The 18,184-nt window shown below is 40.1% G+C and carries 11 protein-coding genes; 7 read left to right on the top strand and 4 right to left on the bottom strand.

Translation table 11 applies throughout. The features are described 5' to 3' along the window. Window positions 1-53: 53 nt before the first annotated feature. A complete protein-coding gene (locus FJ366_02270; GenBank protein MBM3894398.1) occupies window positions 54-1,490 on the bottom strand; it encodes a hypothetical protein in 1,437 nt (478 codons plus the stop codon). A gap of 342 nt (window positions 1,491-1,832) precedes the next feature. Here FJ366_02270 and FJ366_02265 point away from each other — a divergent pair, with 342 nt between their 5' ends. Further along, window positions 1,833-4,196, top strand: a complete 2,364-nt coding sequence (locus FJ366_02265) for a DNA translocase FtsK (GenBank protein MBM3894397.1) — start codon at window positions 1,833-1,835, stop codon at window positions 4,194-4,196. A gap of 161 nt (window positions 4,197-4,357) precedes the next feature. Continuing rightward, window positions 4,358-4,918 carry a hypothetical protein gene (locus FJ366_02260; GenBank protein ID MBM3894396.1) on the top strand — a complete coding sequence of 187 codons (561 nt, stop codon included), beginning with the start codon at window positions 4,358-4,360 and terminating at the stop codon, window positions 4,916-4,918. A 31-nt stretch (window positions 4,919-4,949) separates the two neighbouring features. Here FJ366_02260 and FJ366_02255 read toward each other — a convergent pair whose 3' ends face one another. Both FJ366_02255 and FJ366_02250 read right to left on the bottom strand, forming a co-directional pair. Continuing rightward, window positions 4,950-6,806 carry a hypothetical protein gene (locus tag FJ366_02255; protein ID MBM3894395.1) on the bottom strand — a complete coding sequence of 619 codons (1,857 nt, stop codon included), beginning with the start codon at window positions 6,804-6,806 and terminating at the stop codon, window positions 4,950-4,952. Continuing rightward, window positions 6,719-7,987 (bottom strand): ABC transporter permease, encoded by a 1,269-nt coding sequence (locus FJ366_02250; GenBank protein MBM3894394.1) that lies wholly within the window; start codon window positions 7,985-7,987, stop codon window positions 6,719-6,721. The genes FJ366_02255 and FJ366_02250 overlap by 88 nt, the downstream gene beginning before the upstream one ends. 84 nt (window positions 7,988-8,071) lie before the next feature. Between FJ366_02250 and FJ366_02245 the strand changes: the two genes are divergently transcribed. Beyond that, a complete protein-coding gene (locus FJ366_02245) occupies window positions 8,072-8,758 on the top strand; it encodes a hypothetical protein (protein MBM3894393.1) in 687 nt (228 codons plus the stop codon). Between the two features lie 37 nt (window positions 8,759-8,795). Next, a complete protein-coding gene (locus FJ366_02240) occupies window positions 8,796-11,975 on the top strand; it encodes a hypothetical protein (protein MBM3894392.1) in 3,180 nt (1,059 codons plus the stop codon). Between the two features lie 91 nt (window positions 11,976-12,066). Here the strand turns inward: FJ366_02240 and FJ366_02235 are convergent, their stop codons facing one another. Beyond that, window positions 12,067-12,771 (bottom strand): hypothetical protein, encoded by a 705-nt coding sequence (locus FJ366_02235; protein ID MBM3894391.1) that lies wholly within the window; start codon window positions 12,769-12,771, stop codon window positions 12,067-12,069. Window positions 12,772-12,939: 168 nt separating this feature from the next. Between FJ366_02235 and FJ366_02230 the strand changes: the two genes are divergently transcribed. The 3 genes from FJ366_02230 (at window position 12,940) to cmk (ending at window position 17,850) form a co-directional block, all read left to right on the top strand. Further along, window positions 12,940-14,166, top strand: coding sequence for a hypothetical protein (locus tag FJ366_02230; protein ID MBM3894390.1), 1,227 nt, complete (start codon window positions 12,940-12,942; stop codon window positions 14,164-14,166). A gap of 79 nt (window positions 14,167-14,245) precedes the next feature. Beyond that, a complete protein-coding gene (gene ileS, locus FJ366_02225) occupies window positions 14,246-17,113 on the top strand; it encodes an isoleucine--tRNA ligase (protein ID MBM3894389.1) in 2,868 nt (955 codons plus the stop codon). Then, entirely contained in the window at window positions 17,095-17,850 is a 756-nt protein-coding gene (gene cmk / locus FJ366_02220) for a (d)CMP kinase (protein ID MBM3894388.1), read from the top strand. The genes ileS and cmk overlap by 19 nt, the downstream gene beginning before the upstream one ends. Window positions 17,851-18,184: the final 334 nt, after the last annotated feature.

Here is an 18,184-nt window from a genome sequence, read left to right as displayed (position 1 = left end):
AAAAAAGAGGACTGCAGTTACGCAGTCCTCTTTTTTGGAAATTGTGAGAGCTATTAGAAGTTAACAGCAAGTTTTCCAAAGACACCCCAGTGTTGCAACACTTTGGCTTTGTCTGTTGGAGCCATGGTGATTTCGCCACCAAAGCCAAGATCCATTGGGTTAGCCATGTCGTTGAAGCAGTAGTTCAAGCCAGCATGGATGTTGTGAATGAGTTTAGCTTCTTCGTTGAAGTTAAGATGTTCTTTTTTAAGAGCAACAGCAGAGTTTGCACCAGCAGAAGCAACTGGAAGGTTAGAATCTGCGGTTGAACCTGCGGTTACATATTGTGTGTCTGTCCATGAATCAAGTTCGTTCTTTTCTTTTGCTTTGTATGAAAGAACATAACCAGCGTCAAAAGAGGTGCAGTCGTTTGAGTAAACAAACTGAGCAGCCAAGTCAGCAGAGTACTGTGGGCGTACGCTTACTTCTCTTCTAAGAATGTTAGCAGCAGGCGACCATCCAGCAGTCGATGCAGCAGTTGTGTCTTTTACAAGGTAATATTGTTGGTATGCTGTGTTGCCAGTAACAATGTTTACGTTTTGAAGATTTGCCATACGCACTTCGTTTCTAGCAAAGATGTAGTGAGCGCGAGCATCAAGATTCAACGCCATTGATGATTCTTCTGTTTGTGAAAGAGAGATTCTTCCTTGCATACCAGCACCAAGTTGTACGTGACGGTGACCAACAACAGATTCGAACAAGTGATCAAGTTTAGGTTCTGTACCAAAACCAACAACACCGCTCACGTATCCACCAAAAGTACCGTTGTCATTGGTTACAAAATCGTATCCAAGGCGTGCTCTTACTTCTTCAAGGCCATTTGCAGCAGGAGAAGCTGTATTCCAAAGGATTTTACCAGCGGTCAATGTGCTAGTTGCAGAAGCACCAACGGTGAATGTTGTGCCTTTGAAAAAGTTTTCAAAGGTGTCTGAAGTTGTATTTTTAGCACCACCGGTATAAGTTGCTTTAAGATTATTTTCTACGCGAGCAAATGAAGCGTTAAGATCAAACCATGCGCCTTCAAGAACGTTTTTGAGGCTTTGAGCGTAGCTCACAGCAACAGCCATGCGTGTTTGAGTTGGATTCATGGTAAGAGTTGCATCATCCATTGTACCAGCAGCACCACTTGAAGCTACACGAGTCAAGTAGTTCAATGCGATATCTGTTGCACCTGGAGTTGCTTTAGCAGCAACAGTGTTTGTTGTTGCGCCAGCAGGCAAGAAGTGACGATTGGTATCACCACTGTATGATCTTTGGTACATGAAGCGTACGCCGATGCTTGAACCACATGATTCTTCGCCTTCACAGTTCATGCTTTTTGCACTGACCATTGAACGATACGCACCTTCTGAGAGGTGATTTGAAAGGTATGAACCAGTTGCAGATAATCCAGCAAACGAGCTAGCTACAATTCCTGCTAAGAGGAGGAGTTGACTAATTTTTTTTGACATATCTACTTCCCTTTGTGTTTTTTTAAAATGGAAGAAAAAACTTCACGAACATAAACGCTGCCAACCTACGCTAGCAGAAACCAACATTATCTTTTTTAGCATGTCAGCTTTTCAGAAGGCAAGGAAAAAAGATATTGTTCGTCGCAGCTTGCAAGGAAGTTCAGCCTTCTGGGGAGTGATTCTAGTGGCACTCTAGTTTCTTGGCAAGCTTTTTTTTCAACACTTTTAAAAGATTTTTTTTGATTCAAAATCTTCCGTTTGCGTGCAAGTTGTTGTGTGAAGTTTTACTGTTGGAATACTCTTTGACTCAGGGTGAAAAAATTAAAAAGAGGAAGCTTGTCTATGTTCGAGTATGACAAAGATCAAAATTCTGGCAGGGTTTCTGTCGTTGCGTCTAATGAATTTTCAAAAAACGGTGCGTCAAAAAGCATGCATGATTTTTTGTTTATGGTGGTTGCATTTTGTCTTGTTTTTTTCAGTGTGTCACTTCTATCGAGTTCTGATCTTGATAACTCTTTTTTTGTTTTTAATTCTCAGAGAAATGTTTATTCAAATCTTTGTGGAGCTGTTGGCTCATATTGTGCATCTTTATTATTTTTTCTTTTTGGGTATTTGGCATACGTCTGGGTTTTTGTGTTGAGTGCGGCATGGGGATTTAGATTTTATACCAAGCAAGGTGGTTCAGGTTTACGTCAATTTGCCGCCGGGTCTGCAGCGTTTACTTTTTTTCTTTCGTTACTCAGTTATGTTTTTGGCACGTTGGTAGAAACGGTAACCGGTAAATCGTTTGCATCGCTTGCTGGACTGGTCCGTTTGATTGGACCTGTTGGAGTTGTGATGCTTTCGGTTATTGGTTTTGTCTATTCGTTAGCGTTGCTGTTTAATTTGCCTGTTCGGTTCGTGGTGGCGGTAAAAGTAAAAGGATTGCAGGTTGCGGCAAGATTTTTTTTAGCGGGGGCATCCTTTTGCGCTCAGGTGTTGGCATCTTGGTGGCAGTTTGTTTTTAGTTATGTAAAAGCAGCGTTCCTAAAAGCGTTTACTCCTGTTTTTCCTCAGGAGGTTATTGCAGAGCAGGTTGGTCTTTCGGAAAAAGTTATTGATATTTCGTTCAGTCCGCAGGTTGAGTCCGAGTTGGAACAAGAGTTGCCGGTTGAGGACGAGCAACTTGCAGGGGAGGTGGTTGCACCCCGATTGCATCGTGAGTGGTATTTTGGAAAAACCAAATTGCGGTTGTTGCCGCTTTCTCCTTTTGAAAAAAGTTTAAGGAACAATCAGCGCTTTGTGGCATTACTCAAAGAAGCGTTGGTTTATAATTTTCCACTTCCCGATGATGCGCTGTTAATTGAAGAGCATCAAAAAAGTTTTGACAAAACGTTGTTCGAGCAAGAATGCAAGGAGCGGGGAGTTAATCTTGAAGAGCGATTGAAAAATTTTGGAATCAATGGTCGTGTGGTGGCGATTCGTCCAGGTCCGGTCGTTACATTATATGAATATGAACCTGACATGGATGTTAAAATTAGTAGTATTATTGCTCGCGAAGACGATTTGGCTATGGCGCTTAAAGCCTTAAGTATTCGAATCGTAGCTCCCATTCCGGGAACAAGTGTTGTCGGTTTTGAGATCGCAAACGTTCAGCGTGAAGATGTTTTTATGTCCGATTTAATTGTTTCGGATGAATGGAAAAAAAGCTCTGCGCACTTAGGGTTGCTTTTGGGTGTGGATACTGCTGGAAAACCGATGGTGCAAGATTTAACAACCATGCCACATTTATTGGTTGCAGGATCTACTGGGTCTGGAAAATCGGTGTGCATGCATTCATTGTTATTCAGTTTGCTGAGTAAACATACCCCAGAGACGTTGCGTTTGGTATTGATTGACCCTAAGCGTTTAGAATTTTCGGCGTATGCCGATATTCCACATTTATTGTTTCCGATTGTGGTTGAAGCGCAAAGAACTATAAAAATTCTCAAGTGGGTTGTTGCTGAGATGGAATATCGATACAAAAATTTGGCACAAGCTACGGTTAGAAATATTGCAGAATACAACAAAAAAGCGGTTGAAAAGGGGTTGGAGAAATTACCATATTTAGTTGTGATGATCGATGAACTTGCAGATTTGATGATTGTTGCAGGAAAAGAAATCGAATTGCAGTTGATTCGTATTGCTCAGATGGCGCGCGCAGCGGGAATTCACATGGTTTTGGCAACACAACGTCCATCGGTTGATGTGGTTACAGGGTTAATTAAAGTTAACTTTCCAAGCAGGTTGGGTTGTCGCGTTTCATCAAAAATTGATTCACGTACTATTTTGGATACCAATGGTGCAGAAAAATTATTAGGGCGTGGTGATATGTTGTTTTTGCATGGTTCTGCGGCAAGTTTAAGAAGAATACATGGAGCATACGTTTCTGAATCGCAAGTGCAACGCTTGACCGATTATTTACGATCACTTGGCACTCCTTCATATGTAGACTTGGATGAGCGCATTTCCGATCATGCTGGAGCGATGTCAGATGATCAGGATGACGAGTTGTATCAGCAAGCTTTAGAAGCGATAAAAATGCTTGATGAAGTCTCGATTTCTTTGTTGCAACGAAAGTTTAGAATTGGGTTTAATCGTTCGGCAAGATTGATTGAACAATTAGAGGCGGATGGACTTTTGGCTCCGGCACAGGGAAGTAAGCCAAGAAAAGTTCTAAAGCTATAATTTTTATAAAAATTGAAAAAAAATTTTTAATAAAAAAAGATAATTAAAACCAGGAAAAGTTTAGATTTATCGTGATTGGGAGCTGGTTTGTCTATTGCTCTTTCGTTTTAAATCTTCTAGCATAAAATTGTGGTGTGTGAGTTGTAGATAGAAAGGGAAATATGAAACCTTCTGATCAGAACCCATTATCGTTGAGCCTTGCTCAGCAGGAACTTGTTCATTCGTTGTTGAGCCTTCCTCCAAAGATTATGTTGCATCATGACATTTCAGGACTTGCTCAGTTAGTCCTTCATGAATTAGCTCATGATCGTAACTTTAAATTAAAAAAAGCTATTTATCTTGCAGACAATCCAGATTTTGATCACCTTGTTGGAGTTGCAGGATATTCATTAGAAGACAAAGATCTTATTTCAGTAGACATGTGGAGCGATCCTGTCAGCGCAATAGAAAGACTTAACGAGTCTACGTATTCAAAGCAGATCAAAGCTGTTCTGCAGCAAAGCATGAAAGCGCGTCATGTTGACTTGCAAAATAAAGAAGAAATCGAAAGACTAGGAAAATTAATGGGATTGGAAAAACCTCAATTTTTTTCTTGGGATTTGAAACACGGAAATCATGGACTCTTTATTTTTGAGTACATAGATTCTTCGGCGGTTGAAGATTTGAAACATAAATTGTTATCAAACGCCGCCGCGCTTCTTGGTTTTTGTCCACTTTTTTAGAAAAGCTCATTTTGTTGTAAATGAGCTTTTTTTATTTTGGATACAATCGAGTCGTTGTTTGAGACGTATTTTTTTGCAACCACAAGAGTTTTGGGCATCTTACAAGGTGCCCATACTCTTTTGAATACCAACTTTCTCCAGAAAAGAGAGAAGTTGCAGACGTTTCCAGAAGAAGAGATGTGTGATTTGAAGTGATAGAAAAAAATCGTGGATCGATCTCTGTTACTGTGCATTCGGGTGATAAAATGAGATTCGATTCAAACGTTTCATCAAGATTCGTATTTTTATTGAGCGTGGTGTCGGTTATCGTAAGCGTGTCTTTGAGTCCATCAAGTTTAATAGATCGCGTGCAGACTAGACCTGCAAACTCATATTGGGCAGTTGCCGTAACGGTGGTTGCAGATTTATTAATGAGTACCGGGCGCGAAGGAATCGGTTCGCCCGAGATAGAAAAAAGAGATTCAAACGTATGAGCGAATGATTTTTGTGGAAAAAAAGTAGAATGACTTTCTTTTGAGCGCAAAAGATTTCTGGTCGTTGTGTTGCTGGTGTACCATCCGGTTCCTGGATCGGTAATTATTTGCTGTGCATTGTAGGTTGCAGTTATCCCAAGAAGGTCTTGGTGGAAATGGCCGCGGTTTTCTGATCCCGAAAATGACTTTGTTCGCAAGCTAATGTGCCAGTGTTGATTGATTAAAAAAACGATTCCAAAGTCAGAATATTCTTTTGTGTAAATTTCATGCGTCATTTTTTGCTGATCGTGTATATCTGAAAGAAGTGTGAGCTGAATTGGTGAGAGAAGATAATTTGAATCGTTGTCACCAATTTGAACAATTGAATCTGGCGTGTTGGTGCAATCGGCTAAAAACTGCATTCCTCGGTCAATGCGAGCAGCAAGTTTTTCGGAAAACGAAAAGGTGTTTTTTTGATTGAGTTTGGTGATGTGCAAAAGACATTGCATGATAAGTTTGTGATAGCTTGTCGACCCTTCATTCAGGGTTCCATCATTATTAAGTTGATTCTCAAATCCTGTGCATACTTTTTGCCAAAGGTTTTCTAGTGATCCGAGTGGATAGTTGTTAAATTCTGCAAAAAAAAGAGCCAGATACCATGCGGCCGTAAGATTGATGAGGTAATGGTTGTTTTGGTGGTCATACTCTTCCCAGTAATTATTAATGAATGTTGCGTGAGCAAAAAGTAGATCACAATATTTTTTCCAAAAACAACGTTGCGAGTCGTTGTGTGGTGGGGTATAAAAAAAGTGAAAAAGCCAGAGCAGGTTGATTGCGCGAATCCCAACTTCCATGGCATTCATCCAGCAGCTCCCCGAAAGGTAGGGATTTTCTTCCTCCCAAGATGTGATTATTTTCATGAATAAATCGCGTTCGGTGGAATATTCGTTCGGGTTTTTTTGAAATTTTTCTCCCGCGATCAAAAGTTCACTAAAACGACTGTTTTCCCAGAGTATTTTGATATCAAATCCGTATTTTTCTGGATTTGCATCTGAAAACAGAGGTGGAATTATCGAGAATGAAAATTGATTTTTAAAGGGATCTTGATGCTCTTGGTTAAAAAAATCATTTTTTTTAACGGTAGAAAAAGGTGCGTTTTTGGTTGTTTTAAGGTCAAAAAAAAGTGTTGATTGAAGGTTTGATACATCAAGATCTACCCAAGGGGATTGTTTAGATACAAAAGAGAGATATCCATGCAGATATTTGTAAGAATTTTTTAATCGAAGCAGTATTTTTTTGTTTGTACCAGATGGATTTTTGAGTGCGTTTTTAAAAAAAGAAGCAATATTCATGTCGTATGCCTTAATGTTTCTAATGAATTCATCTTCTGAGCTTGCCAGATTCCTGCAAACAAGATGAGTATGCTGCAACTGCATATGCCGATGGGGATGGCTATAAAAATAAATGGATTTGTGCTTGCAGGTAAATAAGAAACATAATAAACATCTGGCAAGGAAATAAGCTTGTATGTTTCAAGCAGATAGCTGACAAAATAGCCAATTACAGATCCAGCACAAGAACTGATGGTCACAACGATAATCCCAACCCACAAAAAGATATTTCTGATCATGCTGTTTGGCATGCCAAGGGTTTGAAACAATGCGATATCTCGTTGTTTGTGATAAATCAGTGTAACCAATGATGAAGTGATACTAAAAAGAGCAATAATAATCAGTAAAAAAAGCAGACAAAGTGCAGCAAATTGTTCTAGTTTGAGCGCAGAAATAATGGCGGGATATAGCTCTTGCCATGTTTGTACGGTCAGATGGGGGAGTGTTTTTTTCAGAAGGGTAATGCCAGTGTCTTTTTGGCTTGGGTTTAATGGATTTAATTTATCAAAAAAAGAAATAAGCCCGTTTTTTTGAGGAGCAAACCGAACCAAAATGACATCTGCGAGGTTTGGGGAAGATTTTGTGAGTAACGAAAAAGTTTCCTGGGAGCAAAAAACAATACCAGAGTCACATTCATCAAGGCCAATATGAAATTGCCCAGAGATGGTAAGAATGCTTTCGGTAAGTGTAATTTTTTTAGAGTTGATTGCAGTGTTTGGAATATAGCATTCGGCAGTCTTTTTTTCTGCAAGGTCAAGGTTGCGTGCAAGCGTCGAGCCGATGATTATGCAATTTTTTTTTAGAAGATCACAGAGCGTTTGATTATTTTTGAGCAGTTTTTTTTCTAAATTGGTGACTGAGAGGTCTGTTTTTGGATCGATAGATCGAATTTGAACTAACGCCTGTTTTTCGTCGTTGGTTATAATTAATGAGTGCGAGCTTTGTGGTGTGGTTCCTGCAATTTGATCGGGTATTTGTAGTCGTATCTTTTTATCGATCGATTCATAATCGAGTTTATTTCCGTATGAGCTGATGATTGCGTCAGCGTTTGTTTCTTCAAACTTCTGAAATGTTTTTTCTTGAAATGCCTGAGTGGTACTTACGGCAAGTGAAAGTCCAAGGGTTGCGATAAAAAGAATCATAATCGAAAACCAAAGGGGCAGAGCCATTGATTTTGTTTTTAGTGCTTGTGCAAAATAGCGGCGGGCTATAAAAAAGCTCAACATACATTTTCCCTTTTGGTGTAAGCATCGAGTATCGAATTTGTTTTTGATTGAAGAGTATAAAGCGTTTTTGGGGGTAAAGATAAGATGCTTAAGTCTTATAAAAAAATTTTGTTATTCATGGTGGTATTTAGTTCTGTTTTGATCGCAAGATCGCGTTCAAAATTAATTCATGAGCGTCAAAAAAAGCACGTTCGAATTGCTAAAAAAGGAGTTTTGGACAGGATTTTTGGAAAAGGGGATCCTGCAAACCCAGCGTTGCTTGATAAAACGTTTAATCAGGGAACTATTTTGTTTGAAGATACAAGAAAATTGGTCAAAAGATGTTCAGTATATGACCAAGTTTCTACGCGGGCTCATTTTGATGTTATAAAGCTTGATCCTGCCGCAATTGCGCAGCTGGTAGAATTGCGCAAACAATCCTTTGGGCTAACAGAGGCTGAGACCGTTGAACTTGCAAAAGAATTATTTAGCACTGCAGAGCGGGCACATTTATTTTATGTTCGAGCAGAAGTTCAAGACAGTCCTAATCAAGGCTTGATTGGTGATGATGCCGCATGGCAACTCAGGGTTTCTTGTGGTGGTCAGCGTCGTAATCCAGAAATTAAAGAGACTTTTTTTGATCCAGAAGTTGCACGAATGTTTTATCGATTTGATGATTCTGCGCGAATGTTTGGTCGAGAATATATTGTTTCATGTAATCGTAATAATGCTGACCAGCAGGTTGATTTATATTTTCTCGGAGCTGGCGTTTATGATCATTTGTCGTGGTAATTGTAGATAAAAAACAGAAAAAGTTTGGAGGCAGATTGTGAAAAAAGCCTGTGTTGTAAGATTATTTTTGATTTTTGGAGTTATAGGAACGTGGCAAAATGTTGAGGCGATTTCTTTGTCTACGTTTACTGGCGCTGCAAATGCGGTTATGCAAAAAGCAAAACCTGTAGTGACTTTTTTCTCAACGTTTTCAAGAAATTTTATTTCAGCTCTCAAAAATACAGATTATAACGATCGTTCAATTATGATTCAGGTTCCTCCTGCTAAAGGAAATCAGGGACAAACTTCGTATGCGATAGGATATGATTTTGGATTTCGTGGTGCAGGGGATGCGCAGCAACCATTTGGATTTATGTTTGATTCTTTTGGCAGATATCGCGTGCGACCAATGAATGCGATGTTGTATCCTGGGTTTATTCCAGATATTACCGATCCTTCAGGACAAAGAAAAATGCCGTTGTCTTTGAGTGATGGGGTTGCTCCGCAATTGATTCAAAGTGTGTTGTCGTTTGTATTGGGGAGTCGTTCTGCGGCCGAAAAAGCATGGAAGCCCGTAGCATATTTCTTGAATGTGTCACCAGAATCGATGTTTTTTTTGAAAATGATGTTGCTCGTAAATTCTGCGCAAAGAAACACGATAGTCAAAAATGGTGTAGCAAGTGGAAAGTATCCATCTGTCTCGGATATTCCATACGAGATGATGCAATTAATTTTTAGATTGGTAATTACTCCAGACATTCAAGAAACAAAAAAATTAAATGAGGGTGTTGGAGTTGAAAAATCCTACTTATGGACAAAAGTTGCAACGCTTTCCAGGCCGTCAAAATTGCTTGCAAAATTTCCATCATTTTTTGTTGAGGCATTAAATGTTATCAAGCCTGCAATCGCAGAAGCAGAAGTTCAGGAATACAAGGATCGTTTTAATGTTTCAATGAGTGACCTTCAGAGGGCATACTCGCAGGTGAGGACTGTTTTTCCGTATGAAAAACGGGTTGAGTTTATAAAAAATAATATAATTGGCACCTTTGATCCCAAAAAGATGACAAAAACTGACGTTGAATTGTATGAGTACATGATTCGTCAAGTTGTTGTTGAACGATACAGGGGGCTAAAAACATTTATAACTGCGGGATCGCAGGACGCGCAAAAAGCAGATACAGAGTCTGGTATTTCTGATTCTTCTCTTAATTCTTCATTTGCAAATGACTCGGTTGTTTTTGTTGATGTTGATCGATTAATGAATTTTTTATCAGCAAGAATTCCAAAAATTAAAGATTTTATTTTGTTCATGACAAGTTCACCGCGCAAGGGAGGGCTGAGCTCTGGTCTTGTTTCATATTTAAATGGTATCGGCAGTGTTATTGAAAGAGAATTTACAGATCTTTCAAAACTTACTGCGGATTTAACAACGGCGCGAAAAATTGTAGCGTCATCACGTGTTTCTCGTCAAGCAGCAGAGGATGAGCCTGTTGAAGAAGCAACAACCGATCAATCAATTTCGCAAGCAATTATTGAAAAGTTAGATGCTATTTCGATCCAAGAATCGGTAGAGCTTGGTACAGCGAATCTTAAAAAAACAAAAGTGCCATTTATGGCATATTTGGATATTAAGTTTTGGCAAGCGATGCGAATGATGAGACAAAATTTTAGAGGCGATAAAGATTTTATGTACGATGACACATCATTATCGGTCGAAAAAGCAGTTGTTCAGGCGTATGCGATTTTGTGCAGAGCAAACGATGATTTGATGTATTTGGAAAACCTTATCAAATCTAATCCACAAAAATTTTTACTTAAAGATCAGAAAGGTGACACTATTTCGATTTCGGGGAAAGAGATTTATAAACAATACACCGATGTTGAGCGTTACTTATTGTATACCAGTCAGCAATTGAGTAGCTATCGAGCAACGCTTGGGAAAATGACAGTTGAGCAGCAACGAGCAGATCAGAAGTTGATTAAGTTAACAACCGATAACGATAATGCAATTAATTTGTATGGAAAAATGCGTCGTGTTTTGCGTGGTTATTTGCGTCAATTTCAGTTCGATCGTCGTATGCCTCGAGCAAAAAAAGCGGGAAGAGTTGCTCTTGGGGATGCTGTAGTGCTTGGTATGGGTGATGTTAATGTGATCGAAATTAATGCCGACAGTTCCGAACAGGCCCCAGCACAAGTATCATCTACCTCATCTACTGGTGTAACGCCGAAAGAAGAAGCAGCGCAGCAAGAAGATGCAGAGCAAGATGGTTTGCAAAATCAAGAAGACGCTGATACTCAATCAACTACACCAGCAGATGATCCGTTTGCGGTGTTTGGTTCTGGAGTGACTGCAGAATCTGATCAGGATTCTATTTCGTCGGATGAGCTGGAAGCGCAAGAAGCTGGTGCGATTCCTCCTGTTTTGGATTCTCCTTTTGCGGCAAAAGGATCGGATACTCAGACCACTCGTGGTTCTGCAAAAAATACGGCGTTGGGGGTTTCGCCTGATGCGTATGGATATCCACGAACGGTTGACGCATTTATTCAAGAAGAATTTGCAAAATTAGTTTTACGCTGTCCAACATTTAAAAAGTTTGCAGAAACCAAATTGGCGTCTTCGATAAATGGCGTTATTGGTATGGATGTTTCAACCATTCTGACTGCTGCTGCTGGATTGCAATCTGATATTCAAGTGCAAGAGGATGCAGCGTTTTTACCAGATGAATCCTTCTTCTCTTCATCAATTTCTCTTTCTGTTTCGGATAAAAAACCAACAGCCGCGGAGATGAGTGCGTTAGGAAAAAGTTTGCATGATCAATATGCAAATCTTTTAGAAGAAGATGGAGCTGGCCAAGGTGAAGCCGCAGAAGATGAAGTTGTTATTGAAGATTTTAAATCAAGTGATTTTGAAAATTTAGTTACTCTGCCGCAGTCGGAAAAACAGGAAATTGATGGAGCTTTGGATCTTCAGGAAGATAATTTGACTCAGCGTGCTAGAAACACACCAGCTCCAGTTTCTGCCGGGGATGATGATCTTGCAGGACTTTTTGATGATGATTCGACAGGCTTAAATTCATCTGATTCGGACATTTTTGGAGTAGATATGCCAGTTGAAGAAAATGCATTTGCTGGTACAGAATCAGCAGCTCCTGTGGTTGAAGATAATCAGGAACAAATCACAGAGGGAGCCGCGTCTTCAGACGGGGGCGATCCCGATTTAGCAGCAATCTTTAATTAAAATTGTAGATAAAAAAAAACAGTGCGCGTTGTTTAACTTAAACAACGCGCACTGTTTTTTTGCGTATTATCTGAGTCAAGAATGAATAGGGTTATTTTGTCTTAATATGAGAAAGAATAAAATCTGTTCGATCTTTTATTGTGCCAGCAGGAACCCGAATAATTTCAAATCCATGCAATGTATAGTGTTGAACCATAGCATTTTCGATACGAAGCATTTCAGCAACGTCTTCATGTCTAATTGCTGTATTTTTACAAAATCCTAAATCATTAAATAAAAATACTTTGGGATTAAATTTTCCTGAAGATAGGAGGTTTTTGAGCTTTGAAATTGTTTCGGTGGGCGATTTTTTTTCGTATAGCGCGATGTACACGAGAGGGTCAAGTGGACTGCGATCAAAAAAGACAGGTTGAAGGTTGTTTTGTGGTAGGTTGTTTTGCGCTATTTCCATAATGGTTGCAAGTTTTCCTTCAAACCAATTTTCACTCCAGGGGGTTTTTTCGCCTTTTTTTAGTTCGTCTGCAATTACAATCGTTGCAGCTTCTTGTACTGTTTGGTACCCACGTGATGCAAGTTCTGCAATCACACTCGATTTACCTGTTCCTGGTCCACCGGTAAAAATGTACCATGACCGTTCTTCTGTCGAAGCTTGGGTGGTTTCAGGGGAATTCTTTTTTGTCGCAGATTCTATTTCTTGCAACATGATTTCTGGGCTGCTCACAGTTGTTGGTTCTGCGCCTGAGAAACTAAGATTTGTAGCTATAAAAAAAAGTAAAAGTGATTTATTTGTAACCATGAAAAAGAGCTTTGAATGGAGAAACGAAAGATAAGTATAAAGATGGGAAAAGTATATTATTTTTCTGAGCTAACTACAATCTGAAAAATATGTTTTTTATTGATTGAGCTCTTCTTAAATAACCTGTCACGATATTTTGGATCACGGGTAGTTTGAGGGGGTTGGAAAATGCGTAAGGTATTATTTTGCGTGAGTCTATTTTTTTGCGGTTCGATCGTGGCAATGGACTTTAAAGAAGCATATTCAAAACTGACTTCATTGATGAGTGATGCGTACAATCCAGAAGTTAAAATTGAATTGAATCTTTCGTATTCGGATGAAGATGTTCAGGGGGAAGCATTACATTATTTTACCTATTTTTGGGCATTAAGAAGGCTTATTATTAGTGGTGAAAAAATAAAACAAGGCATAAAGATCACTGAAAAATTATTTGAGAAGGCTCAAATTTTATTTTTTACTAATTTTGAAATTCACTACGCGCTTGTGAAAAATTTATGCGATGAAACAAATATTGGAATTCCTTGTTCTGATTCAGATAAAGCTCAGATTATAAGTTTTATAGAAGATGTATTAAGGCCACAACTGACTCGAAAGCCTTTGGTTTTTGAAGGGGTTGATCTTGATGTTCTTGATCTTGGGGTGGGTATGGCGGCAGTAGAAAAACCGCTACTGGTAGGGGCTGGTAGTTCAGTGTCTTCAGCTACCGTTTCTGGAGTTTCAAGTGATGGTTCTGATGCAGACGAAAATTTATTATTGGCTTCACTTAATTTTTATAATCCGTATAAAGAAAAAAAAGGTCGTCCAGGATTTCCTCCGCGTTGGCGTCGAAAAACTTTTTTAGGATTTACAAAATGTTTTTCCTATGAAATGTCTGTGCATGTTTTAAATTTACTAAAAAAAGAAGTCTTTGATTCTGAGACAAAAAAATACTTACTCCTTACTCATTTGACCGATGAAACAGTTCAGCTTGCAGCGGCTCAGTATGGAAGGTGCTTAAATGTCGTACGTCTTTTTTTGAGTACCGGGGAAGGTGATTTAAAAAAAGTTGGGGAGAGCCTAAGAAGCTTGAAAACATTAGGTGTTTTGTTGTTTATGGATGCATGGAATATTCATCAGTTATTTTTACAAGATTTAATTCAACAATCGTTTTTAGGGTTTGATTCTGCAGGTGTTTTTGTAAATGCAGTAAAAAGAGATTTAAGAGAAATGCTTACACCGCCCAAATTGGCAACTTTTTTAGAGTGCTATAATCCTGACTGTTTTATTGCAGATGATGTTGGATCTGTTTCGTCCGAAGAACTTTCAAGTGATAATGAAATAGACGTTGATATTATTAAAATATCTTTAAAGTTCGCTCGTGAGAAAAAAATTTTTGTAGGTCGGCGATTAATGTAACTAAAATAATTTGGTAGCAGGGACGGCTTTTTTTTTATGAAGCATGCGATACACTTGATGGTATTGTAAAAAAAATTGCATGCCGATTTGTAGAAAGGACTGCCGTATGTCAGATGCGCCAGAAAAAAAGAGTTTTAAACATACCCTCAATCTCCCCCAGACAACCTTTTCAATTCGAGCAAATGCAGCGATTAAAGATCCTGAGGCCATTGCGTTTTGGGAAAACGAAAATGTGTATGAAAAGGCCTTAGATCACAATAATGGTCGTGAAAAATTTATTTTGCATTGGGGTCCACCGTATGCGAATGGTCACTTGCACATGGGACATGCACTTAATGCCGTGCTCAAGGACGTTGTGTGCAAATTTAAGCGCATGAGCGGATTTCAGGTTGATTTGACCTATGGGTGGGATTGCCACGGGTTACCCATTGAGCTTCGGGTAGCTGCAGAGCAAAAAATTGACACGTCAAAAGGAACTGCCGATGTTCTGGCGCTCAAAAAGGCCTGCAGGGCTTCAGCTGCTCAGTGGATGCAGGTTCAGCATCAAGAGTTTAAAAAATTGGGTATTTTGGCAGATGAATCCAAGCGATATTCTACCATGGATCCGTCATACGAAGCCGATATTGTCAGAGCTTTTGGCGTATTGGTAGAAAAAGGCTTTATCGAGCGTAAGGGCAAAACGGTGCCTTGGTGCGCTTCGTGTCAGACAGTTTTGGCGTCAGCCGAAATTGAGTACAAAGATCGCAAAGATCCCTCAATTTATGTTCGCTTTGTGGTTGATGTAGCATCAGCACAGCTTGCTGAAAAAATTAAAGAAACAAAGGTATCAGCAGTTGCATTTGCAGTGTGGACGACAACTCCATGGACATTGCCGCTTAACGAAGGGGTTGTGTTGCATCCTGACGCTGAGTACGCATTGGTTTCTCACAATGGTCAAGGTTATTTGATGGGACTAGCTGTTGCAGAGCAATTAATTCAAAAATTTGAATGGTCGCAAGCGCAGATTGTAGCCACCATGCATTCTTCTGAGTTGGTGGGAACGCGCGTACAAAATCCTTTGGTTGCATCGTACACGGTGCCCGTAATTCTTGATGAAGCTGTTTCGCTTCGCGATGGAACTGCGTGTTTGCACTCGGCTCCTGGATGTGGTCCTGAGGACTATGTCATTGGTGTTAAAAATAAATTACCAATTACTTCACCACTTTCAGCAGATGGCACATACACCGATCAGGTGCGTGTGGCAGAATTTGTAGGGCTTAAGGTTTCGGATGTTCAAGGTCGCGTGATTGCCTTGCTTCAAGAATTGGGCACGTTAATCAAAAAAGAATCTATTTCTCACTCGTATCCTCATTGTTGGCGTTGCCGCAATGGCTTGATGTTTAGAGCAACCGATCAATGGTTTTGTAATTTAGAAAAAAATGATTTAGCTGCGCGAACGATCGCATCCACAGAGCAGATGCAATTTGTCCCAGATTGGGGCCGAAATCGGTTTATCGGATCGGTTGGAACGCGTACCGAATGGTGTATCTCTCGACAACGACACTGGGGTGTGCCGATCATCGCCTTGGTTTGTTCTGGGTGCAGTGCTGGATTTACCTCTCAAACATTTATCGAAAAAGTTGCCCAAAAAATAGCCGAGCAGGGGACTGAATTTTGGGATCGGGTGACGATTGCAGAATTGGTAAGGGATTTTTCTGTGCCAGTTGGTGCATCGTGTGATCGCTGTGGCAATACAACCTTTGAAAAAGAACATGATACGTTGGACGTTTGGTTCGATTCGGGTGTTTCGCATTATGCCTTTTTGGAAAAACGTGGACTGTTGCCAGCAGATGTGTATTTGGAAGGCTCTGACCAGCATCGTGGATGGTTCCAGAGCTCAATGCTTACTTCGATGATTTTGCATGACAAGCCTTGCATGAAAACGATTGTTACTCACGGATACGTGGTTGATGGTCAAGGTCGCAAGATGTCAAAATCACTGGGAAATGGCGTTGAGCCAGATGAAGTGGTCAAAGCGTATGGCACTGACGTGTTGCGGTTGTGGGCTGCTGCATCAGACTTCCAGAATGATATTGCGATTTCCAAAGAAGTGCTTGAAACCTTAGCCGAAGCATATCGCAAGGTGCGTAATACAGCTCGGTTCTTGCTTGCAAATTGCTATGATTTTTCGATCGAAAAAGACGCGCTTTCCTACGATGACATGCTAATGATCGATAAATATTTGCTTGCGCGTTTTTATGAATTATCTGAATCGGTAAAAAATTCATATACCGATTATTCATTTACCATGGTGTTTAAAGAAATTTCCAACTTTTGCGTGAATGATCTGAGTGGTTTTTATCTTGAAGCGATTAAAGATCGGTTGTACAACGATCCAGCAGCAAGCAGTCAGCGTCGAAGTGCGCAAACGGTGCTGTGGCATATTTTGGATGGTATGACCAAGCTTCTTGCACCGATTTTGTCATTCACCGCCGAAGATATTTATCGCGAATATCAGCCTGGAATGGGTTCGGTTCAATTTTCACAGTTTCCGGTCTTGCCAGTTGAGTTTAAAAAAGCTGGCGAGCATGCAGAACTGTGGGAAGGGTTGATGCAGATGCGTAAAGAAGTTTTAAAGTCGATTGAGCGTCTGCGAGAATCTGGTCTTGTGAAAGTGGGTCTTGAGGTTAAGCTTGCTTTTGCGGTTGAGCCGGTTGATGCACAAGCGTTAAAACAACAGTCATTTATCGATATTATCTTGAAATCCGAACCATATTTTTTCTGCGAATGGTTGAACGTTTCTCAGGTTGAATGGGTCAAGGATGCGCAGAGTTGCGAGGCGACTGGTTTGCCGTGGCTCTTTGTTTCTGCTCAGAAGGCTGAGGGTGTTAAGTGTCCGCGATGCTGGAAGTACGAAATGACTGCTCATCCAGATGAATTGTGCGCAAGATGCGAGAAAATCGTATGACGATTACGATAGATGGACCAGCGGGCAGCGGAAAAACATCCGTTGCCCGAGAGCTGGCACAGCGACTTGGTATTCGTGTTTTGCAATCAGGATTGCTCTACCGAGCAGCCGCAATCGTTATTTTGGTTAATCGTGGAATTATTTCCAAAAATGCCTTAAAAAATAGTGATTTTTCGGTTGATATGGCCGTGTGCGCTGCCATAAAAAATGATTTGACAGTTTCGGAAGTTGAGCGTCTTTCGTGTATCGAATATGGGTATGCGGATGGAGCTATTTCTCCGTATGTCCTGATCGATGGTCAGTCGGTAGAAAAAGAATTGAGTACGTTTGGCGTAGGTCTTCCCGCTTCGGTTGTGAGCCAGCATCCACTGGTACGAGAGTGGGCTGTGGCTGTTCAGCGAGCTGTGGCATTACGTTATGATGTTGTTGCCGAGGGGCGTGACTGTGGCACAGTCGTATTTCCGCAGGCAGAGCATCAGTTCTTTTTGACTGCATCGCTTGAAGTTCGTCAAAAGCGTGTTGCTGCAGATACTCAACGAGGAGTTGCAAAAGCGGATGAGCAATTTCTTCAAAAAAGTATTTTAGATCGCGATTTACACGATCAAACCCGCAAGATTGCGCCATTGGTTGCCTCTCATCGAGCATTAATTGTCGATACGTCTGCTCTAAGCCTGCAGGAAGTGGTTGATTTTTTACTAAAAAAAATTATTGAGCAGCGCTCAAATCCTCAGTCTTAAAAAAAGTTTAAATTCATGAAAAAGTGGGGTGTTTGTTTCATATAGAAATAATGAAAAAAGTTAAAAAGTTAAAAAAAGAGAAAAAATGCTTAAAAAGTTTCGCTTGGTAATACCCTCTAGTCAAACGAGGTAATCTTGCGTAAATTTGTAAGTAAATAACAGTGTTTTTTGTGCGTCTAATTTAAAAAAAGGAATAAATATGACACAAATGTTTAAAAGAATGATGGCTCTTGCACTCGTGTTTGCAATGACCTCAGTTGAAGCTAAAAAAGTAAGCATGGCAGAAGTTCATGCAACGCTTCGCCCATACTTCACCGTAAGCAAACAAGGCGGC

Source organism: Candidatus Dependentiae bacterium (assembly GCA_016871815.1).
In the GTDB taxonomy this organism is placed as follows: Bacteria; Babelota; Babeliae; order Babelales.
This window is presented reverse-complemented; position numbering and strand designations above follow the sequence as displayed.